This window comes from Saccharothrix sp. NPDC042600 (assembly GCF_040647305.1).
Taxonomy (GTDB): Bacteria; Actinomycetota; Actinomycetes; order Mycobacteriales; family Pseudonocardiaceae; genus Actinosynnema; species Actinosynnema mutabilis.
The window spans coordinates 21,284-42,188 of record NZ_JBEZBW010000023.1 but is presented as its reverse complement, the minus strand read 5'-3'; the positions used below and the strand labels follow the sequence as shown (position 1 = coordinate 42,188).

Sequence of the window (20,905 nt, the reverse complement as noted above, 5' to 3'; positions counted from 1 at the left end):
GGCGCGGGCCGTCCCTTCGGCCAGGGCTCCGCCCCGCATTCCTGTTGAGGACAAGGGAAGTCGGGGTGCCTATGCTCCCGTCGCGTGGACTTCGGATGGGACGCGGACGACGACGTTGAGCGCGTCCGGGCGCGGTCGTGGCCCGCGGCGGGCCGGGACGAGCTGTGGGCGCTGTGCGGGCGCGAAGGGCTGCTCGGGCTGAGCGTGCCCGTGGAGTTCGGTGGGTCGGGGCGCGGTTTCCTCGACACGGCACGGGTCGCCGAGGCGTTCGGCGGGGGTTGCGCGGACCTCGGGGTGGTGTTCTCCGCTCTGGCGCACCTGTTCGCGTGCGCGATGCCGATCGCCGAACACGGGGACGACCGGGTGCGCAAGCGGGTGCTGCCGCTGCTCGCGTCGGGCGAGTGGGTCGGGGCGAACGCCATCACCGAGGCCGACGCCGGGTCCGACGTGACGGCCCTGCGCAGCACGGCGCGGCTCGACGGGGACCACTACGTGCTGGACGGGGCGAAGTCGTTCGTCAGCAACGGTCCGGTGGCCGACGTGTTCGTGGTGTACGCGTCGACCGAACCGGCGTTCGGGCACCTGGGCGTGAGCGCGTTCGTGGTCGAGCGCGGGACGCCGGGGTTGGTGGTCGAGCCGGCCTTCGCGAAGAGCGTGCTGTCGTCGTGCCCGGCCGGGGAGGTGCGGTTGGCGGGCTGCCGGGTGCCCGTGGGGAACATGCTGGGCGTGGAAGGCCAGGGTGCGGCGATCTTCCAGGCGTCGATGCGGTGGGAGCGGACGTGCCTGTTCGCCGCCTACCTCGGGCAGGCGGGGCGGTTGCTGGACCGGTGCGTCGAGCACGCCCGGACGCGGCGGCAGTTCGGGCGGCCGATCGGCGCGAACCAGGCCGTGTCGCACGCGGTGGTGCGGCTGCGGTCGCGGTGGGAGGCGGCCCGGTTGCTGCTGTGGCGGGCGTGCTGGCGGCTGGACCGCGGCGAGCGGGCGGCGTGGGAGGTGGCGTCGGCGAAGCTCGCGGTCAGCGAGGTGGCGGTGGACGCGGCGTTGCTCACCATGCGGGTGACGGGCGGGTCGGGGGTGCGCGACGAGCGGGTGTCCGCCGACCTGTTGGACGCCGTCGCGGCCACCACGTTCTCCGGGACTTCCGAGATGCAGCTCGAACAGATGGCCAAGGAGCTGGGGTTGTGATCCTGCCCGATCTCGTGCGTGCCGGCGCTCGTCGTGACGGGTCCGCGCTCGCGGTGTGGACCGCCGACGGCTCGATGACGTACGCGGAGTTGGACCGTGAGGCGGACCTGGTCGGCCGGTTCCTGTCCTCTTTGGACGTTCGGCGTGGTGACCGGGTCGCGTTGTGGTTGCCCAAGTCGTTGGCGGCGGTCGTGGCGATGCAGGCCGTGCTGCGGTTGGGGGCGGCTTACGTGCCGGTCGATCCGTTGAGCCCGGCGCATCGGGCGCACCAGGTGATCCGGGATTGCGCGCCGGCGGTGGTCGTGACGACTCCGGAGAACGTCGGTGTCGTGCCGGGGGCGGTGTGCCTTGAGCTGGGTGGCGGCCCGGTGGAGCCGCTGCCGCCCGTGTCGGCGTCGCCCGACGACTTGGCGTACATCCTTTACACGTCCGGTTCTACCGGCGTGCCCAAGGGTGTCCGGATCTCGCATCGGAACGCGTTGGCGTTCGTCGAGTGGGCGGCCGGCGCCTTGGACGCTCGGGCCTCGGACCGGTTCGCCAACCACGCGCCGTTCCACTTCGATCTTTCCGTGCTGGACCTGTACGTGCCCTTCCTGGTCGGGGCATCGGTCGCCCTGGTGCCGCAAGAGGCGGCGTACGCGCCCAAGCGGTTGGTCGAACTGCTTGTGTCGCAACGGATCACCGTGTGGTACTCGGTGCCGTCCGTGTTGGTCCTGATGGCTCGCAACGGGTTGTTGGAGGCCGACTTGCCGGAGTTGCGCGCTGTGCTGTTCGCGGGCGAGCCGTATCCCGTTGACCACTTGCGTGCGCTGCGGGCCCACCTGCCGCAGGCTCGGCTGCTCAACCTCTACGGGCCCACGGAGACCAACGTGTGCACGTATTTCGAGGTCGGGGAGGTCCCGGACGCCTGGACCCGGCCGGTGCCGATCGGACGCGCGTGCTCCGGGGACACCGTGTGGGCCGTCCGGGACGACGGTTCCGTGGCCGGGGTGGGCGAGGAGGGCGAACTGGTGGTGTCCGGCCCGACCGTGATGCTGGGCTACCACGGTCACCCGCCGCACACCGGCCCGTACGCGACCGGGGACCGGGTGGTGCTGTCGCCCGACGGCGACTACCGCTACCTGGGCCGCCGCGACGGCATGGTGAAGCTGCGCGGGAACCGGGTGGAGCTGGGGGACGTCGAGGCGGCGTTGCAGTCCCACCCGGCGGTGAGCGAGGTGGCGGTCAGCGTCCGGGGCGCCGGCCTGGACGCCCGGCTGGTCGCCCACGTGGTCGCGGTCGGGGAGTTCGGGCTGCTGGACGCCAAGCGGCACTGCGCGTCGCACCTGCCCCGGCACATGATCGTGGACGCGGTGCGCCTGGTGCCCGCCCTGCCGCGCACCCCGAACGGGAAGCTGGACCGCCGCGCCCTGGCCGCGCTGCCGGGGTAGGCGGGGTCACGCGGCGGCGGCGCTGATCGCCCGCGCGAAGCGCACGACCCGTTCGGCCTGCACGCGGGCCGCCTCGCGGGTGGTCTCGTCGACCGCCAGCGTGCCGCCGCCGTCGTGGTGGGCGGTGCCGTAGGGGTTGCCGTCCACGAACTTGTGCGGGTGGGTGTAGCCGGGCGCCACGACGATGCCGCCGAAGTGGTGGAACGTGTGGGTCAGCGCGAGCAGCGTCGACTCCTGGCCGCCGTGCAGCGTGCCGGTCGAGGTGAACCCGCTGTAGACCTTGTCCGCGAGCAAGCCCCGCTGCCACACGCCGCCCAGCGTGTCGAGGAACTGCTTGAGCTGCGAGGCGACGTTGCCGAACCGGGTCGGCGACCCCATGATCACCGCGTCGGCCCACACGAGGTCGTCGGCGGTGGCCTCCGGGATGTCCGCGGTGGCCTCGGCGTTGGCCTTCCACTCCGGTTTCGCCTCCACCACGGCGCGCGGGGCGAGTTCGGCGACCTTGCGCAGCCGCACCTCCGCGCCCAGCTTCTCGGCGGCGTCGGCCATCTCCCGGGCGATCGTCGCGACGCTGCCGGTGGCGGAGTAGTACACGATCGCGACCTTGACCTGGCTGTTCACTGCGTCCCCCTGCGGTTCGGGATGATCATCGACGACGACCAAGGTATAGTCACCGGCAGAGATAGTCAAATATGGTGACTATCACCTCTACTGACCACTGGAGGCCCCTTGCGCCGCAGCGAGCGGAAGCAGACCGACCCCGACCTGGGCGTGCTCACCAGCCGGCTGATGTTCGCCGTGCAGGAGGAGCTGTTCACGACGCTGGCCGAGCGCGGCCACCCCGACCTGCGGCCCCAGCACGGCTCGGTGATGGCCTACCTCGACCCGGAGGGCACCCGCGCTACCGACCTCGCCCGCCACTCCGGTCAGCACAAGCAGGTCATCGGCAAGCTGCTGGACGAGCTGGAAGCCCTCGGCTACGTCGAGCGCCGCCCCGACCCGACCGACCGGCGCGCCAAACTGGTGGTGCCGACCGAGCGGGGGCTCGACCACATGGCCAAGTCGGACGAGATCATGGCCGCCATCGACGCCCGGCACGCCGAGGCGTTCGGCGCGCGCGAGTACGCGGCCTTCAAGCGCATGTACGCCGAGCTGACCCAACGGCAACGCGCGTGGCGCCCGTGACGGTGACCTGACCGGCCTGGAACGGCTGCTCGCGGCGGTTGGCCTAGTCGGCCGTCGGCGAGCCGGGCGGGTGCCGGACTCCCCGACCCCCTCGGGGGCCGCCGGCACGGATAGGTTGGCGGACATGGCCTACAGCGGCTTCGACCACCGCCTGCTCGACGCGTTCCGCCGCGCCGGCGTCTCGTGGACCCGGACGTACGTGGTGCAGCGGGTCCTGCGGGCGGTGAGCGGGACGACGCTGTTCAGCCGGCACGTGTCCGCGCTCGCCGGGATGGCCTCGGAACTGCCCCGCACGCGGGCGGTCCTGGAGAACTTCGCCGACACCTCGCAGCCCCGCGTGTCGCTGCTGCGGTCGCTGTGCGAGGGGACGCGGGCGGCGGTGGAGCGCGGGATCGCGCGGTGGGGGCCCGATCCCGTGCTGCTGGAGGTGCGGGACGTGCTCGACGCGGTGATCACCGTGCTGGACGACCAGATCCGGATCCCGATGGGTCGGCGGCGCGAGCTGGCCCGCGAGGCGGCGGGCGCGGTGGGCGCGCTCCTGCCGGACGTGCGGGAGTTCCTGGAATCGACCTTCACGGTGGTGTGGGAGGGCCCGGAGTCCTTCACCACCGTCGCGGGCCTGGACCTGCTGTCCGACGAACTGGCGTGCCTGGTCGCGGCGACCGACCGCGACCACGACACGCTGTGCCGCGAGTTGGCCGACCGGGTGGACCGGCTGGACGCGCGGTCGGTGCTCGACCTCCTGCTGCCCCGGCCCCAGCGCTACCGGGTGGCCGTCGTGGTGCACGGCGCGACGGCCCTGTCCCACCTCTCGGTGCTGGACCCGACCGCCACGTCGGCCGCGTTGACCGAGCCCGAGCGCCTGGGGTTCGGGTCGCCGAACCGGTTGCGGGTCTTCGTCCGCGGGGTGCCGACGCACGGTGCGGCGTGCCTGGCGTCCTGCCAGGTCGAGGCGGTGGACGCGCCCTCCGCCGGGCGGGCCGCGCGGCGGACCCTGTCCGAGTTGCTCGACCAGTACATGGCCGGGCACCGCCTGGTGACGCTGTCGCTGGGCGACGACGTCCTGGTGTCCGATGTGGACCGGCAGGTCCGGCACCTGCCGCCGCGCCGCACCACCGTGAAGCGGGCCGATCCCCTGGTGCCGGGGTGGCCCCGCACGCTGCGCAACGGGCTGCGCATGGCCCACGTCGCCCGGGTGACGGAGGCTCCGCTGCCCGCCGCGGCGTTGGCGTGGGCGGCGCTGGAGGCGTGCGGGCTGGAGAACCGGGGTGACCTGGCGGCGGCGTTGGCGCTGCAAGCGTTGCGGCAACAGGTGGTCGAGGCGCACCAGCAGTTGCACCAGTCCGCCACCGCCGTGGTGCGCGCGGCCCGTTCGCGGGTGGAGGTGTCGGAGCAGCGCAGCGGTGCCCTGGACCGGGCGTTGGAGGCGTGCCCCACGGACCACCCCGACTACGCCCCGTTGCACGCGAGGGCGTCGCACGAGCGGGCGGAACTCGCCGCGGCGCGGCGGCACCAGCGGTCCGCCGAGGCCAACCTGACGGCGAACCTGGCCGCGGTGAACAGCTACGCCAAGACGGACGGCTTCACCCGCCTGCACGACCTGAACACGTGGGTGGACCTGCTGTTACCGCCAAGACCCACCGATCCGCCCGCGCTGACCGCCGCCCGCGACGCGCTGGCCCGGGTCCTGGAGCACACGTCACCCCTCGCCGCTCAACAGGTCGCGGACTGGGCCCACCGACTGGCCGAACCCGCCGCGTGCGGCGCGTGGCTGCGGGACAGCCAGCAACGCATCGCGACCTTCCTGGACGCCCTCTACACGGCCCGGAACCTGACGTTCCACTCGGGCCAGTTCCGCACGGAAGGCGACCTGGTCCTGGGCACCGGCGGCTCGCACGTGGTCGACTTCAGCCTGGAAGTCCTGGGCAACTGGTACCGCAACACCCCCGACCCGGACACCGCGCCGACGACGATCATCACCGAGCTGGCGCAACGCCAGCGGTCGATCCTGGCGCGGCTGCGCAAGCGCACCAAACCCCTGTTCACCCTGGACGTGGCCCGCCTGACCGGGCCGCCGCCGACCGACGTGTGGGGCCGCCCCTGACGACGTGCCCCGACTCGCGGGACGCGGCCCGGCGGCCGTCGTCACCGTAGGGTGAACGGCGTGGAGTCGACCCGCATCGACCGCTGGCTGTGGGCGGTCAGGCTGACCAAGACGCGACCGGACGCGGCGGCGGCGTGCCGGGGCGGGCACGTGCGGATCAACGACAAGCCCGCCAAGCCGGCCTCGACGGTAGTTCCCGGGGACGAGGTGCGCGCCCGGGTCGGGGACGCGGTGAAGGTCGTCGAGGTCGTGCGGGTGATCCAGAAGCGGGTGGGCGCGACGGACGCCGCCGCCTGCTACATCGACCGCACTCCCCCACCGCCGCCGGAGCTGCCGGTCGCCCGGCGCGACCGGGGCGCGGGCAGGCCGACCAAGCGCGAACGCCGGGTCCTGGACAAGTTCCGCACGCGGGGCTTGTGACCCCGCCTCGGAATCGTGCGGTCGGGACGAATGCCGCACCCGAGGCCGTCCACTGCGCCGAACGGCGCAACGCCGGACCACAAAGGTCCATACAACCCTACGTACGGGTCTGGTGGCGGGGCGTCACGACTGGTTGTTTGGGTAGCGGGAGCCTCCCTGTCACCGGCTCCCGATTTTCCCTGTCTACAAGGAGATCACCATGCTCGTGCGAAAGGTCGCACGCGCCGCCGTGGTCGCGCTCGGGATGTTGCTGCCGCTGGTCGCGGTCGCCGCTCCGAGCGCGTCGGCGGAGGCCGCGCAGCCCCAGGCGCTGGTGCGCACCCTGTACTACGACACCAGCCAGGCCCAGGAGTTCGTGGCGGACTGGGACAAGGCCGCGGCGAACTGGAACGCCTCCGTGGTCAACGTCCGGCTCGTCAAGAAGTCGGCGGGCACGCCGACGAACATCCGGATCTACGCCGACAACGGCTGGCCGCGCGCCTACGTGACGTCCCTGGGCAACGGCACCGTCTACATGGGCCGCCAGGCCGTCCAGCAGGGCTACCACCGGCCGCGGATCTCGACCCACGAGATCGGCCACATCCTCGGGCTGCCGGACCGGCGCACGGGCCTGTGCGCCGACCTGATGTCGGGCTCCAGCGCCCCGGTGTCCTGCAAGAACGAGCTGCCCAACGCGGCGGAGCGCGCCGAGGTCGATCGCCGGTTCGCCGGTTCGCTCGCGGCGACGGACGTGCGGGCGGCGGGCTTCACGCCGCACTCCGCCGTCGAGTGCTACGTGTACTGACGCGCACGACCCGTGGGGCGGACCACCACCCGCCCCACGGGTCACCCCGGCCCGACGGCGGTGGACCCGCGAGGCGCGACCCGGTAGAAGGGGACGCGTGGAGTTCCGGGTCTTCGGCGCGGTCGAGGCGGTGGCCGACGGCGTCCGGCTGGACCCGGGGCACGCCCGCCAGCGGTGCGTGCTCGCGGCGTTGCTGGTCGACCTCAACCGGCCCGTGCCCGCCGAACGGCTCATCGACCGCGTGTGGGGCGACCGGCCGCCCCTGCGCGCGGACGGCGTCCTGCGCACCTACGTGTCCCGCCTGCGCCGCGCCCTCGGACCCGACGCCACCATCAGCCGGCGCGCCGGGGGCTACCAGCTCGACGCCGACCCGGACGACGTGGACCTGCACCGCTTCCGCGGCCTCACCGCCCGCGCCCGCCGCCTGGACGACACCGCGCACGCGTTGAAGCTGGTCGAGGAGGCCCTGGCGCTGTCCGTCGCGGACCCCTTCGCGGGCCTGGACACCCCGTGGGTCGAGGCCGAGCGCCAACTCGTGGCCGCCGAACGGGAAGCCGCGCAGGCGCACCGGATCGACCTCGCCCTCCGCGTCGGCCGGCACGCCGAACTGCTCGCCGAACTCCCGGCCCGCGCCGCCGAACGGCCGTGGGACGAACGCCTCGCCGGGCAGCTCATGCTCGCCCTCCACCGCGCGGGCCGCGCCGCCGACGCGTTGCGGCACTACCAGGTCACCCGACGGGCGCTGATCGACCACCTCGGCACCGAACCGGGCCCTGAACTGCGCGAACTGCACCAGCGGGTGCTCGACGCCGATCCGTCCCCGGCCGAGCCGAACCGGCGCGTGCCGCAACTGCTGCCCGCCGCGCCGGCGGCGTTCACCGGTCGGGAGCGCGAGCTCAAGGCGCTGGACGTGTTGCTCGACCGCGCCCCGGTCGCCCTGCTGACCGGCGGTGGCGGCGTCGGCAAGACGTGGCTCGCGCTGCGCTGGGCGCACGGCCACCGCGACGACTTCCCCGACGGCCGCCTCCACGTGGACCTGCGTGGTTTCGACCCGGTCGCCGAACCGCTCGCGCCGGACGCGGTGGTGCGCGGGTTCCTGGGCGCGCTCGGGGTGCCGCCGCGCGAGGTGCCCGCCGACCCGGACGCGCAGGCGGGCCTGTACCGGGAGCTGACCGCGGACCGGCGGCTGCTGGTCGTGCTGGACAACGCCCGCGACACCGGCCAGGTCGCGCCGCTGCTGCCCGGCGGGAGTTCGTGCGCGGTCCTGGTGACCAGCCGGCACCGGCTGACCGGCCTGGTCGCGACCCGCGGCGCGGTGCCGGTGCCGGTGGACGTGCTGGACGAGCCCGCGTCCGCCGACGTGCTCGCCCGCCACCTCGGCCCGGACCGGGTGGCCGCCGAGCCCGGGGCCGCCGAGGTGCTCGCCCGGCACGGCGGCGGCCTGCCGCTGGCGCTGGGCGTGCTGGCCGCCCGCGCGAAGGCCGCGCCGCACGTGCCGCTGGCCGCGTTGGCCGACGAGGTCCGCGCCGCCCGGCTGGACGCCTTGGACACCGGTGACCTGCCGACGAGCCTGCGCGCGGTGTTCGCGGCGTCGTTGCGGGTCCTGGGCGCGGACGCGGTCCGGTTGTTCGGGCTGCTCGGGCTGGTGCCGGGGCCGGACGTGGCGGTGCCCGGGGCCGCCGCGCTGGCCGACCTGCCGGTCCCCCGCGTGCGGCGGGCGTTGCGCGAACTGGAGGACGCGCACCTGGTGCAGCAACACGTCCCCGGCCGGTACCGGATGCACGACCTGGTCCGACTGCACGCCCGTGAACTGGCCGACGACCCGGCGGCGTTGGAGCGGCTGTGCGACCACTACTGCCACGTGGCGTCGGTGGCGGCGGCGATGTTCACCCCCGGCGAGCCGCACCGCCGCCCGCCCGTGCCGCCGCTGGTGGGCCCCGATCCGGCGTTCCCGACGCACCGCGAGGCGATGCGGTGGGTCAACGACGAACGCGCGTGCCTGCTCGCCGTCGCCGCGCACGGGCAGCCCCGGCACGCGGCGCACCTCTCGCGGGCGCTGGCCCGCTACCTCGACACGACCGCGCAGGTCCATGACGCGTTGGCGCTGCACACCGTGGCCGCCGAACGCACCGGTGACGGGTTCGCCCTGACCAACCGGGGGTTCTGCCTGACCCGGCTGGGGTTGGCGGAGGAGGCGCTGCCGTTCCTGCGGCGGGCGCGGGCGGTGGTGGGCGACGACCTCGCCCTGGAGAACCTGGTCAACACCCAGTTGGGCATCACCGTGGGCGTGCTCGGCCGCAACACCGAGGCCGCGGAGTTCCACGCCCGCGCGCTGGCGGCGGCGCGGCGGGGCGGGTTCCGGCACAGCGTGGCCGTGGCGCAGATCAACTGCGGCGACCAGGACATCATCTCCGGCCGCTACGACTCGGCTCGGGTGCGGCTGGAAGAGGCGGTGGACATCGCGCGTGACCTCGAAGATCCGGGGTTGGGCGCGGTCGCGTTGGGCGCGTTGGGCGTCCTGTGCGGGCACCTGGGCGACAAGGCGGCGGCGTACGAGTACTTCGAGCAGGCGCTGAAGTTCTCCGCGGGTGTCGTGCGCACTTTGCGGATGGGCATCCTGTTCGACGCCGCCGCCACCACGCACCGGTTGGACGGCGCGGAGGCCGCGCTGCCCCGGTACGAGGACGCGCTGGAGCTGTGCCGGCAGACCGGCTACCAGGCCGAACAGGCTCGCGTGCAGGCCGCGATGGCCGAGGCGCTGACGGAATTGGGGCGGACGGCGGAGGCGGAGGAGCACCGGCGGAGCGCGTCGGAGATCCGTGCGAACCTGCGCTGAAAAGTGCTCAGTTGGTGAGCACTTTGACTCGGAGGATGGTTCTCGACAGCCCGTTGAGAGGAGACATCCCCGATGTTGCGAGGACTCACCACCATCAGCTTCTTCGCCGACGACGTCCGCGCCGCGAGCGACTGGTACGCCGGGGTGCTGGGCATCCAGCCGTACTTCCTGCGCGAGGTGGACGGCGTGCCGGCCTACATCGAGTTCCGGATCGGCGACTACCAGCACGAGTTGGGCATCGTGGACCGCCGGTTCGCCGGGCCGGCGCCGGAGGCCCCCGGCGGCGCGATCGCGTACTGGGCGGTGGACGACGTGCACGCGGCGTTCGACCGGCTGCTCGCGTTGGGCGCGACTGTGTACCGGGAGCCCATCGAGCGCGGTCCGGGGTTCGTGACGGCGTCGGTGGTGGACCCGTTCGGGAACGTCCTCGGTGTCATGTTCAACCAGCACTACCTGAACGTGCTGGGGGCGTGACCGTGGAGACGTTCAGCGCGGCGACGGTCGCGGAGTGGCGGGCGTGGTTGGCCGAGCACTCCGCGTCCGCCCGGGAGATCTGGTTGGTGCTGCACCACAAGGGCAGCGCGACGCCGAGCGTGCGCTACGCCGAGGCGGTGGAGCAGGCGCTGTGCTTCGGCTGGATCGACGGCCACCACCAGAAGAACGACGAACGCTCGTCACGGCTGCGCTTCACCCCGCGCACGCCGCGCAGCACGTGGAGCGCGGTGAACCGGGAGCGGGCGGAGCGGATGGTGGCGGAAGGCCTGATGACGCCCGTCGGGCAGGCCGCGATCGACTTCGCGAAGGCGGCGGGCACGTGGAACCCGGTGCCCGACCCGGACACCGTGCCCGACGACCTCCGCACGGCCCTGGAGGCGTCCCCGGCGGCCCACGAGCACTTCACCGCCTTCCCGCCGTCCTCGAAACGGTTGATCGTGGCGTGGGTGGTGGGCGCGAAACGGCCCGAGACGCGGGAACGCCGCATCGCCCGCACGGTCGAGCTGGCGGCGAGCGGTGTCCGCGCCCGGTGACGGTTTGCCCGCCGGCGCACTGCGCTTGTCCGCCGTTGCACGGGGTTCGCCCGCGGCGTTCCGCCGGGGGTCCCGGCCGCACCAGACTGGCCGCGACCCCCGGGAAAGGACCGCGATGACGACGCTGTCGGACACCTCCACCTGGCTGCCGCTGGACGGCCTGGCCCCCGGCTTCGACCAGAACAAAGCCCCGACGGTCACCGACCTGGACGGGCGCGCGTTCGACCTGGACGGCCGCCGGGTCCGCTTCACCGGCACGGACGTCGAGTGGGACGGGACGCACCCGTGCGAGACGTTCCTGGTGGACGACGAGCTGTACTACAGCCAGTTCCACCCGGGAGGCCGCGAGGCGGTCTCGCTGTTCCTCGACCTGCGGAGCAACCGCGCCCTGGTGGTGACGACCACGATCAACGACACCGGGACGCCGCGCGTCACCCAGCGCTTCACGCCCGTGGACCTGCCCGGCGCGACCGGCGCTCCCCCGGAGCCGAGCCGTGCGCTGATCGGTCGGCGGGCGATGTGGATCTACAGCACGGAACACGCCTACGAGCACGTCTACCTCAGCCCGCACTGGTACACGTGGCAGTGCCTCGCCGGCCCGGAGCGGGGGTTGGCGGACACCGACGAGAACACGACGTACCGGTTGCGGCCGGGGATCTACGTGTTCACGTGGCGGGAGAAGGTGATCCCGTGCGCGGCGGTGACCGTGGCGGACCACCGGGACGTCACGCGGCTGCGGTCGCACGGGGCGTTGTTCGGGCTGGACGAGTCCGGCGAGACCCCGACCCACTTCACCTTCGGGGCGCACGGCCGCCTGTTGAGCGCGACCGTGCACCCGGAGGCCCTCGACCCCGCCGGGGACTAGCCGAGAGACGTGTCGCCGTGCTCCACCAGGAGCATGCGCAGCAGGTTGACCAGCAGGTCCCGTTCCACCGGTGACAGGGGAGCCAGGAGGGTCTCCTCGTTGGCGATGTGGCCGACCAGCACGTCGTCCACCACCTTGAGCCCCTCCTCGGTCAGCCGGACCCGCACGGAACGCCGGTCGTCGGGCGACTGGCCGCGCCGGACCAGCCCCTTGGCCTCCAGCCGGTCGATGCGGTTGGTGATCGCGCCGGAGGTCACCATCGCCGACTTGAGCAGCGCGCCCGCCGTCAGCTCGTAGGGCGCGCCCGCGCGGCGCAGGCTGGCCAGGACGTCGAACTCCCACGGTTCGAGGCCGTGGGTGGCGAAGTAGTCCTTCAGCCTGCGCTCGAACACCCGCGACAGCCGCGACACCCGACCGACCACGCCCATCGGCGACACGTCGACGTCGGGCCGTTCGCGCGCCCACTGGGCGGTCAACTCGTCAACCGCGTCCCGCTCGGTCCCCAAGGCACCCCTCCGGATGAATCCGAAACTCTCAACGTTGAGACTCTTGACACCGAGACACTTCCCTTGATATCAATTATCTCGACGTTGAGAAGCTTACCGGACAGGGGGACGACAGTGAAGACCATGGTGATCGGAGCGACCGGCTACATCGGTTCGGCCGTGGCGGAGGCCCTGGAGGCACGCGGCCACGAGGTCCTGGCCCTGAGCCGCCCGGGCAAGCCGGGCAGGCCGGGCAGGCCGGGCAGGCCCGGCGGGTACGGGCTCCGCTCGGGCGACCTCGCCGACCCGGCGTCCCTGTGCGCGGCGGCAGCGGATGTGGACGTGGTCGTCCACGCCGCCCCGCCCTTGGGCGACGAACAGGCCGACACAGCAGCCATCACAGCGCTCCTGGAGAGCGGGGCGCGCCTCGTCTACACCAGCGGCGTGTGGGTCCTGGGGGCGTCGGGCTCGGCAGCACTGGGCAAGGCAGCACTGGGCAAGGCAGCACTGGGCAAGGCAGCACCGGACGAGACAGCGCTGGACGAGACAGCGCCGACGAACCCGCTCCCGATCGTGGCCTACCGCCCGCGACTGGAGCAGCAGGTGCTGGCGGCCGGCGGTGTGGTCCTGCGCCCCGGGATCGTGCACGGCAGGGGCGGCGGCATCCCGTCGATGCTCGTGGGGTGGGCGCGGGAGGCCAGTGCCGGCCGGTACGTCGGCGGGGTGGGCACACGGTGGCCGATGGTCCACGTGGACGACTTGGCGGAGTTGTTCGCGTTGGCCGTCGAGTCCGCCAAGCCCGGCTCCGTGCTGCACGGCGTCACGGAGGAGGCGGTGTCCACAGTGGCCTTGGCGGCGGCAGCAGACCAGGCCGCGGGCGGCCCCGGCAACGCGCAACCCTGGCCGACAGCCGCCGACACGGTCGGCGAGCCCTTCGCCCAAGCCCTGGCCCTGGACCAGGCGGTGACCTCAACCCAAACCCGAACCACCCTCGGCTGGACCCCACACCACCCCACAGCCCTGACAGACCTGACCACCGGCTCCTACTAACCCCCGCGCCGCCGCCCACCCGGGCCCGCGCCCACCGCGCCCGCACCCCGAAAGGAGCCCTCCCCCAACAGCCAACCGCCAGCCGCCAGCCGCCAACGCACCGCCGATCAACCGCCAGCCAACCGCCAGCCAACCGCCGACCACCGAACCCACCAGCCACCGAACCCACCGGCCGCCAACCCACCGCCGCAGGGTCAGCGCCCGCAGGGTCAGCTCGGTTCCGACCCCGACTCAACCTCCGGGCTCGCGTCCGCCTCAGGGATCGCCTCCGCCGCCGGCTCGGGCGCGGAGTCCGGCTCGGCGTCCGGCTCGGGGTCGGACCAGGGCGGGACCTCCTCCGCCAGTTCGAGGTAGTGATCGACCTCCTGGGGCGTCGGGTCCACTCCCGCCTCCTCGGCGAACTGCTCCGGGTCCTCGCTCACCGGTTCGCTCATCGCACCCACCTCCGGCCGAGGGGTGCCCTGGGTCGCCCGGTGGAAACGTCCCCGGAGGACGGTCGGCACCGACGGCGGGCAGCGTGTGGGATGGCGCACCGGGCGTGCGTTACGTGAAGGAAAACACTGATCAACAGGGTTTGAAGCCCAGAACCGGCGCTTAGTGTGTACGCCGTTCGCAGGGCACGTCGAGGCCCCGAGGATCGTGTTTCAGGGAGCCCCGATGTTCCGCGCGTTGCGCGGCCGAAACTACCGCTTGTGGGCGGTGGCCGATCTCGTCTCGGTCACCGGCACGTGGATGCAGTTGATCGGCCTCAACTGGGTTGTCATGGAGCGCACCGGCTCCGCCGCGACGGTCGGCCTGTCGGTGCTCGCCGGCACCCTGCCGTCCGTCTTGCTCGGGCCGTGGGCCGGGTCCTTGGCGGACCGGCTGCCGGTGCGGAACATCATCCTCACCTGCCAGTCGCTGCACGCCGTCATCGCCGCCGTGCTCGCGCTCGCGGTGTGGCAGGACGCGCCGATCCCGGTGCTGTTCGCGCTCACCGCCGCGGCCGGGCTGGTGGCCGTGTTCGACGGGCCGGCGCTGGGCAGGTTCGGCGGGCAGGTGGTGTCGCGGGAAGACCTCGGCAACGCCCTCGCGCTCGGGTCCGTGCTCAGCTCCACCGGGCGGATCCTCGGGATGAGCAGCGCGGCCGTCCTGGCCGCCGCGCTGGGCACGCCCGCGCTGTTCGTGATCAACGCGGTCAGCTTCCTGGCCGTCGTGGTCGCGGTCCTGGCCATGCGCACGCGCGAGCTGCACCCGCTCGCCACCAGCCCGCGCGAGCAGGCCGGCGTGCGGGCGGGGCTGCGCTACATCAGCGCGTCCGGGCGGCTGGTGCTGCTGTTCGCGCTCGGGTTCGTGCTGTCCAGCCTGGGCCGCAACTACCAGGTGACGATGGCCGCCATGAGCGACAGCGCCACCCACTACGGCCTGCTCTCGACGGTCTTCGCCATCGGCACCGTGCTGGGCGGCCTGGCGGCCTCGGCCTGCCGCACGCTCACCCTCCGACTCCTGCTGCTCGCAGCGGGGGTGACCAGCACCTTCCAGGCGATCGGCGGCGTGATGCCCGGCACGTGGGGCTTCGCGCTGGTACTGCTGCCGATCGCGGCCGGCGCGGTGATCATCGACACGACCATGAGCACCCGCCTCCAACTGGACACGGCGGACGGCATGCGCGGCCGGCTCCTCGCGGTGAACCACGCGGTGGGCGCGGCGGCCGGCGCGGCGGGCGCGCCCCTGCTCGGCTGGCTGTGCGAACGCCTGGGCGCGTCGCAAACCCTCGTGCTGGCCGGCACCCTGACCCTGATCGCGACAGCCTTCGCCGCCACGATCCTCGCCGCCCCACCCCACCGCCGAGCAGCCCTGGCCCACCGAGTCCTCCGCCGCCCCCTCCCCCTCCAACCACCCCCGGGCCACCCCCACGGCTCCACCAGGCCAGGCACCCGAACCCGACCCCGCACCCGCACCAAGCGCCACCTACCCCACGCCCACGCCCACGGCCACGCCCACGGCCACGGCCACGGCTAGACGGACGGACCGGGCGGCTGACATCACGCGCCTGGCGGCGGCGGGCAGCGGCGGGCAGCCGGGCGGCGGCAGGCGCGGCGGTCTCGCAGCGGCGGGCTGCTGGTGGCTGGGCGGCGACCCGGTCCGATCGTGACGCGTGACGGCGGGATGGGGCTTGGGTTCGTCAGCGGTAGAAGAAGACGTCGAATTCCAGGATGTTCGCGCCGCCTCGCCAGTAGCCCTCGCCGCTGGCGTCGGCGAAGGCCGGTTGGCGGGACTGCAGCACGCCCAGCACCGTCCGCGCTCGGTCCTGCGCCTGGGCGATGCCGTCCTGCGGGCCGGCGGCGAAGATCAGCACGAAGCCCACCGCCCGGCCCGGGCCCCGCGCCGCCACCTCCCGGCTGACCGCGTCCAGCACGCCCGCCGCCACCGGGCCGCCTGGGCCTTCCGCGCCCAGGCGGTTTAAGTCTGCCTCCACCTCGAACTTCACCGGGGTCCGGTCCAGCACCCGCTCCGCCACCGTCGTGGTCGTGGTGGTGGTCGTGGTGGTCGTTGTTGTCGTCGTGGTGGTCGTGGTGGGTGAGCTTGAGGCAGTCGCCGCGCCCGGGGTGGATTCCAGGCCCACCAGGAACAGGACCAGGAACAGGTCCGCGAACAGCCACCCCGCCAACAGCACCACGTGCAGCCTCCGCCGGCGGTCCATCAATGGTCACCGTTGGTCAGGGGCGCGGCGTTGTCCAGGTGGGTCTCGTCCCAGCCGTCGTAGCGGTGGTCCAGGCGGTCCAGGGCGTAGCGGAGTTGGGCCACCAGTTCGCTCAGGCTCTCGGTCCGCTCGCGGAACACGTCCAGCGACTCGCCCAACCGCTCCGCCGACCGGGCCACCTCGCCGGCCACCTCGCGGTGGCTCTGGGCGTCGGCCTCCGCGCGTTGCGTCGCCTGGTCGAGCTGGCCGATCAGGGAGGTGAGCGAACCCTGGAGGGTCCTGCCGTCGGCGACGACCGTCTCGTGCAGGGCGATCAAGGCGGCCAGGGTTTCGGCCGGGGCTTGCAGCGCGCTTCCCATGTCCCGCAGCGCTCGGGCCGCCGTCGTCCACTCGCCCAGGGCGCTGTGCAGGTCGCTGCCCGGACCGGCGTCCACCGCGCCGGCGATCGTGCGGCCCGTATCCTTGAGGGCACTGACCAGGGCCGAGTTCGACGCGCCGATGCGGGCGGCGAAGTCGCGGATCTGGCGTTTGGTCAGCTGGACCTCGCCCTCGACCTCCACCCTGCCCACTTGAACCGTCGCCATGGCCAGGTCTCGGCCCAGCGCCGCGCGGTCTTCCGAACGGGATGCCGTGTGGCGGTTGTCCAGCACGTGCGCGGCCAGGGTCAGGGCGATGATCACCAAGACGATGAACGCCACGAACGCCGCCGTCCCGCCCAACGTCGGGACCTGGCCGCCGAACCCGCGCTGCCAGCCCAACAGGAACGACTCGGTGCTGTTCGCCCGCTCGTGCGCCTCCAGCGCCCCGCTCAAGCGCCACCACGTGAACCCGACCGGCACGAACACCAGCAGGTCCCGCACGACCTCCAGCCACCCCACCCACCGCGGCCTGCCCTGGTCGGGCAGCAGCACCTCGGGCGGGTACGCCACCACCAACGGGCTGCCGACCAGGGAGTGACCGCCCGCCCGCAGGTCCTCGCCGATGCCGCGCAACACGTCCGCGGCGGCACCGGGACGGCGGGCCCAGCCGTCGAAGCGGTCCGCCAGGGCGTCGAGAGTCATCGGTCCGCCAATCCGTTTCCTTCGAAGTAGCGCCGTGCCGCGGCGTCCGCGACCAGGCGGCGGACGCGGGCGTTGTCGGCCCTGGTGTAGAGGACGTGCAGCAGCGCCGGCGGCGCGTCCGGCGGGAGCAGCTCCAGGACGTCGCCGATGATCCGGGTGCTGCCGAGGTCCGGGCCGAACACCACCCCGACCAGCACGTCGTACAGCGGCACGGCGGCGCTCGCGCTCTGCGGGCGCAGCACGTCCACCACGTTCGCCAGCGCGTTGCCCAGCAGGAACGCCTCCCGCGCGTGCTTGCGCTGCTCGCCGGAGCCCTTGCGGCCGGGCAGGCTGCGCAGCACCAGCTCGCACGTCGCCGGCTCGCGCCCGCCGTCCTCGTGCAGCCACCGCAGCAGGGTCGCGGTCTGCAACCGGGACGTCGCGCGGGCGACCAGCCCCAGGCACCGCTCGTCGGTCAGCGAGAACGTCGTCAGCAACCCGACGAACGCCACCAGCTCCCGCCACGAGTCCACGCCGTGCGCGACGGGCTTGGTCCGGGCCAGCTCGTCGACCAGCGTCGTGCTGTCGAACCGCAGGAACGGCACCAGCTGCCGCGCCCGCTCGGACAACGGCCGGGTCGCCATCCGCCGCACCAACTCCCCCAGCATCCGGTGCTCGGACGCCCGCGCGGTGGCGCTGCCGTTGGCCTGCACGTCCACCAGGGTGTTCGCCAGCTCCCCGTCGGGCGTCTGCCGGATCTGCTCCACGATGTGCTCGTCCACCACGCCCGACCGCAGCACGTCCTCCTCCACCGGCGTCAGCTCGCCCTTGGTGGACCGGCTGAGCAGGTCCATCACGTCGGCCAGCACACCCGGCTTGAACTGCACCCGCCGCGCCCACGCCTCGACGTCCGCGGCGGTGGCCAGCGGCTGCGCCGGCAGCAGCGCGGTCATCCCCTCGTAGCCCCGGCGCGCGTACCGGCCGGCCAACGCGAAGGTGAAGTGCCGCAACGGGTTCGCCTCGCGCGGGCCGCCCAGCCGGACGCGGGTGCGCGTGGTGGCGTGGGTGGAGAAGCCGGACGCGGCGGTGAGGAACACGACGCGCGGCAGGTGCCGGCCGGTGTCCCCGGGCTCGGCGGTGGCGAAGGTCAGCGGCTCGCCGGTGATGTCCAGCCAGGCGCACAGCAGCTCGGCCGGCGACGCGGGCGGGTCCACGACGGTCAGCGCCGCGCCCGGGTCGGCGAGCAGGGTCGCGACGAAGTCCGCGACCAGCGCCGGCGGCAGGTCCCGCACCGACCCGCGCAACGCCCACAGGCCCTGCTCGGCGGCGGCGTGCAGCCACCCCGCGTGCAGGGCGGGCAACTCCTCGGGCACCTCGTCGCCCTCGCCGCTCCAACCGTCCCAAGTGGACAGCCCGAGCGCGTGCCACGCGTTGAGCGACCGACCGATCAGCACGTGCGCCAGCGCCGAACCCTCACGGCCGTTCGCGTCGGGCACGTCCTTCTTGTGGATCAGCACCTTCACGCCGTCGAAGTCCAGGAACACCAGCCCCGGCGGGCCGGGCGCGGCCCACACCAGCTCGTGCAGCCGCTGGTCCCACTGGTCGAGCGCGTCCGGCGGCGACGACGACGCCACCGGCCCCACGCCGCGCCGCCCGAGCAGGGACCGCGCGGACCACCGGTAGACGACCTGGTCCACGCGCGAGAGGTCGGCGTTCACACCCACCCCCCGACCGGCGCCGGCGTCAGCACGCCCTTCATCGCCAGCAGCGACAGCAGCGGCTTGAGCACCCGGCGCTGCCGGAACGCCACCGCCGGGAACTCCGACCCCTCGGGACTGGTCCCGGCGGCGGACGCGAAGTGCAGCGTCGACCACGCGCACCGCTCCGCCGGGGCCAGCCAGCGGTGCGCGCCGCGCGCGAACAGGTAGGCGTACACGTCCCGGCTCTCGTCCTCGACCGTGCTCAAGTCGAACTCCTCCGCCTCGGCGTCCCGCGACAGCCAGTGGTCCACCTTGGCCGAGCGGAACCGCAGCAGGTCGGCCTTGGCCACCACGGACACCGACGGGATCGGCAGGTACGGCAGCCGGCGCCGGTTGCGGATGGCCGAGATCCGCCCGAGCGTGACGTCGAACGCGGCGTCGCCGGTGGTCTCCGGCCGGCCGCGCAGCAGGTTCGGCACGGTCTCCGGGTCGATCACGAACACCAGGGCGTTGACCGCGCCGATGAACGCCACCGACGGGTCCACCCGCTCCAGCACCTCGCCCGCCACGTCGAAGAACGTCAGCGCGAACCGCCGCCCGGTGCGCAGGTTGGTCACCTTCAACGCGTCGGCGAACTCGATCGCCTGGGCCGGCGTGGCGCGCAACCGCTGCCGCCGTCCCAGGAACGGCTCGACGACCGTGCTCATGTACCGCTGGTGGATGCGCAGGTCGAGCGGTTCGACCAGCAACCCGATGTCGCGCAGCGGCGCGGCCCGGCGCATCAGCTGCCCGACCATCGCGGCCAGCAGGTGGCTCTTGCCCGCCGCGCCCTGCCCGATCACGCCGACCACCACGCGCTCGTCGTAGTCGCCGTAGTCGTAGGGCAGGTAGTGCCGGGTGCCGCCGCCGGTGCACACCCGGTAGGCGGTGGCCAGCCGGTTGAACAGCACCTCCTGGTTCTCCGCCGGCAGCGCGACGAGCGGCGTCTCCTCGCCCTGCGCGTCGAGGACGACCACGGGCGCGGCCGACCACAGCACGGTGTGCAGGCAGATCGGGCACTGCAACGAGTTCGGCGACCGGCTCACGAGAACGCCCCCCACAGCACCACGGCCAGCACCACGAGCGCGACGACCGACGTCCACACGATCGCCGTCACGCGGCTGGGCGGCACCGGCTCCTTCAGCAGCACTTGCGCGTTGTTCTGGTACCAGGCCGCGAACGCGCGCTGCTCGGCGCGCAACCGTTCGAACGCCTCCACGCCACCGGTCTCGCGGTCGGCGAGGGTGGCCACCGGGCGGCCGGTGCCGGACAACGGGTCGGGCAGCTTGCGGCGGCGCAGCAGCGCCAGCGGGTCCGGGCGGCGGGTGCGGTCGGGGTCGAACACGCCGTCGAGCAGGTCGCGCACCACGACGTCCTGCAGGTCCAGCCGGCGGCGCGCCTCGGCCGGGTCGGTCACGTCCTCGTTGGTGAACAGCCGGTACAGCACCAGTCCCGCGTCGAGCACGTCGTCCTGGCGGCGGGCCGCGCCCTCCGCCGGCGGCCGGTCCGGGCAGCACGGGCACGCCGGCGCGGGTAGGCCGGACAGCACGGCGTGCTCGAAGTCGACCAGTTGGAGGCCCTCGCCGTCCCAGTTGAGCGTGGACAGGCCGATCCGCCGGTGCACCAGGCCGCTGACCGCGAGGTAGCGCAGGATGCGGACCAGGTCGTCCACCACGGGTCCGAGGACGTGGGCGGGCAGCGGCAGGTCCAGCCGGGCCAGCGGCTCGCCCCGGTTGGTGCGCAGCAGGTACGGCGGCTCGTGGTCGGGGTTGTGCCCGATCAGCCGGGTCAGCTGGGTCGGGTAGCGGCGTTCGGTGAGCCGGCCGCGCAGCCGGGTCAGGGCGTCCACCTCGCGCCGCAGCAGCGCCACGGACGCGGGGTCGGGGCCGGCCGAGCGCAGCGCGACGGGCTCGTTGACCCGGTTGCGGCCGAAGCGCGACAGCAGGGGCGGGTCCAGTCGCCGCCGCCCGTCGAACTCGATGTCGTAGGTCTGCAATCCGCGCCCGAAGTCGCCCGCGAGGATGAGCTGGAGCTGTTCGGTCATGCACGTCCCAGGGAGTCGGTCGAGTCG

20 protein-coding genes are annotated in these 20,905 nt (G+C 73.4%); 12 read left to right on the top strand and 8 right to left on the bottom strand.

The window, feature by feature from the left end; all coding sequences use genetic code 11:
* Positions 1 to 84: 84 nt before the first annotated feature.
* A complete protein-coding gene (locus AB0A74_RS17130; protein WP_358250381.1) occupies positions 85 to 1,185 on the top strand; it encodes an acyl-CoA dehydrogenase family protein in 1,101 nt (366 codons plus the stop codon).
* Entirely contained in the window at positions 1,182 to 2,615 is a 1,434-nt protein-coding gene (locus AB0A74_RS17125) for an amino acid adenylation domain-containing protein (protein WP_358250379.1), read from the top strand. Before AB0A74_RS17130 ends, AB0A74_RS17125 begins: the two co-directional genes overlap by 4 nt.
* 6 nt (positions 2,616 to 2,621) lie before the next feature.
* Here AB0A74_RS17125 and wrbA read toward each other — a convergent pair whose 3' ends face one another.
* A complete protein-coding gene (gene wrbA / locus AB0A74_RS17120; protein ID WP_358250377.1) occupies positions 2,622 to 3,236 on the bottom strand; it encodes an NAD(P)H:quinone oxidoreductase type IV in 615 nt (204 codons plus the stop codon).
* Positions 3,237 to 3,344: 108 nt separating this feature from the next.
* Here wrbA and AB0A74_RS17115 point away from each other — a divergent pair, with 108 nt between their 5' ends.
* The 8 genes from AB0A74_RS17115 (at position 3,345) to AB0A74_RS17080 (ending at position 11,837) form a co-directional block, all read left to right on the top strand.
* Positions 3,345 to 3,800: a MarR family transcriptional regulator gene (locus AB0A74_RS17115; RefSeq protein ID WP_358250375.1), complete on the top strand. Its 456-nt coding sequence runs from the start codon at positions 3,345 to 3,347 to the stop codon at positions 3,798 to 3,800.
* A gap of 124 nt (positions 3,801 to 3,924) precedes the next feature.
* Positions 3,925 to 5,904, top strand: coding sequence for a hypothetical protein (locus AB0A74_RS17110; RefSeq protein ID WP_358250373.1), 1,980 nt, complete (start codon positions 3,925 to 3,927; stop codon positions 5,902 to 5,904).
* Positions 5,905 to 5,964: 60 nt separating this feature from the next.
* Positions 5,965 to 6,324, top strand: a complete 360-nt coding sequence (locus AB0A74_RS17105) for a S4 domain-containing protein (protein WP_358250371.1) — start codon at positions 5,965 to 5,967, stop codon at positions 6,322 to 6,324.
* Positions 6,325 to 6,523: 199 nt separating this feature from the next.
* A complete protein-coding gene (locus AB0A74_RS17100; protein WP_358250370.1) occupies positions 6,524 to 7,108 on the top strand; it encodes a snapalysin family zinc-dependent metalloprotease in 585 nt (194 codons plus the stop codon).
* Between the two features lie 97 nt (positions 7,109 to 7,205).
* A complete protein-coding gene (locus tag AB0A74_RS17095) occupies positions 7,206 to 9,944 on the top strand; it encodes a BTAD domain-containing putative transcriptional regulator (protein ID WP_358250368.1) in 2,739 nt (912 codons plus the stop codon).
* Positions 9,945 to 10,016: 72 nt separating this feature from the next.
* A complete protein-coding gene (locus AB0A74_RS17090; protein ID WP_358250366.1) occupies positions 10,017 to 10,418 on the top strand; it encodes a VOC family protein in 402 nt (133 codons plus the stop codon).
* On the top strand, positions 10,415 to 10,972 hold the full coding sequence (locus tag AB0A74_RS17085) for a YdeI/OmpD-associated family protein (protein ID WP_358250364.1): 558 nt from the start codon (positions 10,415 to 10,417) through the stop codon (positions 10,970 to 10,972). Before AB0A74_RS17090 ends, AB0A74_RS17085 begins: the two co-directional genes overlap by 4 nt.
* A gap of 115 nt (positions 10,973 to 11,087) precedes the next feature.
* Positions 11,088 to 11,837 carry a MoaF C-terminal domain-containing protein gene (locus tag AB0A74_RS17080; protein ID WP_358250362.1) on the top strand — a complete coding sequence of 250 codons (750 nt, stop codon included), beginning with the start codon at positions 11,088 to 11,090 and terminating at the stop codon, positions 11,835 to 11,837.
* On the opposite strand, the gene AB0A74_RS17075 is transcribed toward AB0A74_RS17080, so the two are convergent.
* The gene (locus tag AB0A74_RS17075; RefSeq protein ID WP_358250360.1) at positions 11,834 to 12,343 is read right to left on the bottom strand and encodes a MarR family transcriptional regulator; all 510 of its coding nucleotides are present in this window, start codon (positions 12,341 to 12,343) and stop codon (positions 11,834 to 11,836) included. The two genes, AB0A74_RS17080 and AB0A74_RS17075, sit on opposite strands and share 4 nt — an antisense overlap.
* A 123-nt stretch (positions 12,344 to 12,466) precedes the next feature.
* Here AB0A74_RS17075 and AB0A74_RS17070 point away from each other — a divergent pair, with 123 nt between their 5' ends.
* Positions 12,467 to 13,372: an NAD-dependent epimerase/dehydratase family protein gene (locus tag AB0A74_RS17070; protein WP_358250359.1), complete on the top strand. Its 906-nt coding sequence runs from the start codon at positions 12,467 to 12,469 to the stop codon at positions 13,370 to 13,372.
* A gap of 209 nt (positions 13,373 to 13,581) precedes the next feature.
* On the opposite strand, the gene AB0A74_RS17065 is transcribed toward AB0A74_RS17070, so the two are convergent.
* A complete protein-coding gene (locus tag AB0A74_RS17065) occupies positions 13,582 to 13,806 on the bottom strand; it encodes a hypothetical protein (RefSeq protein ID WP_358250357.1) in 225 nt (74 codons plus the stop codon).
* 223 nt (positions 13,807 to 14,029) lie between these two features.
* On the opposite strand from AB0A74_RS17065, the gene AB0A74_RS17060 reads away from it, so the two are divergent.
* Positions 14,030 to 15,373, top strand: coding sequence for an MFS transporter (locus AB0A74_RS17060; protein ID WP_358250355.1), 1,344 nt, complete (start codon positions 14,030 to 14,032; stop codon positions 15,371 to 15,373).
* Positions 15,374 to 15,536: 163 nt separating this feature from the next.
* Here the strand turns inward: AB0A74_RS17060 and AB0A74_RS17055 are convergent, their stop codons facing one another.
* From AB0A74_RS17055 to AB0A74_RS17035, 5 genes are read right to left on the bottom strand one after another with little or no spacing between them, the layout of a single operon-like run.
* Positions 15,537 to 16,055 carry a hypothetical protein gene (locus tag AB0A74_RS17055; RefSeq protein ID WP_358250353.1) on the bottom strand — a complete coding sequence of 173 codons (519 nt, stop codon included), beginning with the start codon at positions 16,053 to 16,055 and terminating at the stop codon, positions 15,537 to 15,539.
* Positions 16,055 to 17,116: a hypothetical protein gene (locus AB0A74_RS17050; RefSeq protein ID WP_358250351.1), complete on the bottom strand. Its 1,062-nt coding sequence runs from the start codon at positions 17,114 to 17,116 to the stop codon at positions 16,055 to 16,057. The genes AB0A74_RS17055 and AB0A74_RS17050 overlap by 1 nt, the downstream gene beginning before the upstream one ends.
* Positions 17,113 to 18,813, bottom strand: coding sequence for a hypothetical protein (locus AB0A74_RS17045; RefSeq protein WP_358250350.1), 1,701 nt, complete (start codon positions 18,811 to 18,813; stop codon positions 17,113 to 17,115). Before AB0A74_RS17045 ends, AB0A74_RS17050 begins: the two co-directional genes overlap by 4 nt.
* Positions 18,810 to 19,880 carry a hypothetical protein gene (locus AB0A74_RS17040; protein WP_358250348.1) on the bottom strand — a complete coding sequence of 357 codons (1,071 nt, stop codon included), beginning with the start codon at positions 19,878 to 19,880 and terminating at the stop codon, positions 18,810 to 18,812. The genes AB0A74_RS17045 and AB0A74_RS17040 overlap by 4 nt, the downstream gene beginning before the upstream one ends.
* Entirely contained in the window at positions 19,877 to 20,878 is a 1,002-nt protein-coding gene (locus AB0A74_RS17035) for a hypothetical protein (protein ID WP_358250346.1), read from the bottom strand. The genes AB0A74_RS17040 and AB0A74_RS17035 overlap by 4 nt, the downstream gene beginning before the upstream one ends.
* Between the last annotated feature and the right edge of the window lie 27 nt (positions 20,879 to 20,905).

Excerpts from the sequence above, each read along its gene's own strand:
- AB0A74_RS17060 (WP_358250355.1), top strand. The coding sequence starts at position 14,030 with ATGTTCCGCGCGTTGCGCGGCCGAAACTACCGCTTGTGGGCGGTGGCC.
- AB0A74_RS17100 (WP_358250370.1), top strand. The coding sequence starts at position 6,524 with ATGCTCGTGCGAAAGGTCGCACGCGCCGCCGTGGTCGCGCTCGGGATG.
- AB0A74_RS17090 (WP_358250366.1), top strand. The coding sequence starts at position 10,017 with ATGTTGCGAGGACTCACCACCATCAGCTTCTTCGCCGACGACGTCCGC.
- AB0A74_RS17070 (WP_358250359.1), top strand. The coding sequence starts at position 12,467 with ATGGTGATCGGAGCGACCGGCTACATCGGTTCGGCCGTGGCGGAGGCC.
- AB0A74_RS17055 (WP_358250353.1), bottom strand. The coding sequence starts at position 16,055 with ATGGACCGCCGGCGGAGGCTGCACGTGGTGCTGTTGGCGGGGTGGCTG.
- AB0A74_RS17065 (WP_358250357.1), bottom strand. The coding sequence starts at position 13,806 with ATGAGCGAACCGGTGAGCGAGGACCCGGAGCAGTTCGCCGAGGAGGCG.
- AB0A74_RS17035 (WP_358250346.1), bottom strand. The coding sequence starts at position 20,878 with ATGACCGAACAGCTCCAGCTCATCCTCGCGGGCGACTTCGGGCGCGGA.
- AB0A74_RS17050 (WP_358250351.1), bottom strand. The coding sequence starts at position 17,116 with ATGACTCTCGACGCCCTGGCGGACCGCTTCGACGGCTGGGCCCGCCGT.
- AB0A74_RS17080 (WP_358250362.1), top strand. The coding sequence starts at position 11,088 with ATGACGACGCTGTCGGACACCTCCACCTGGCTGCCGCTGGACGGCCTG.
- AB0A74_RS17110 (WP_358250373.1), top strand. The coding sequence starts at position 3,925 with ATGGCCTACAGCGGCTTCGACCACCGCCTGCTCGACGCGTTCCGCCGC.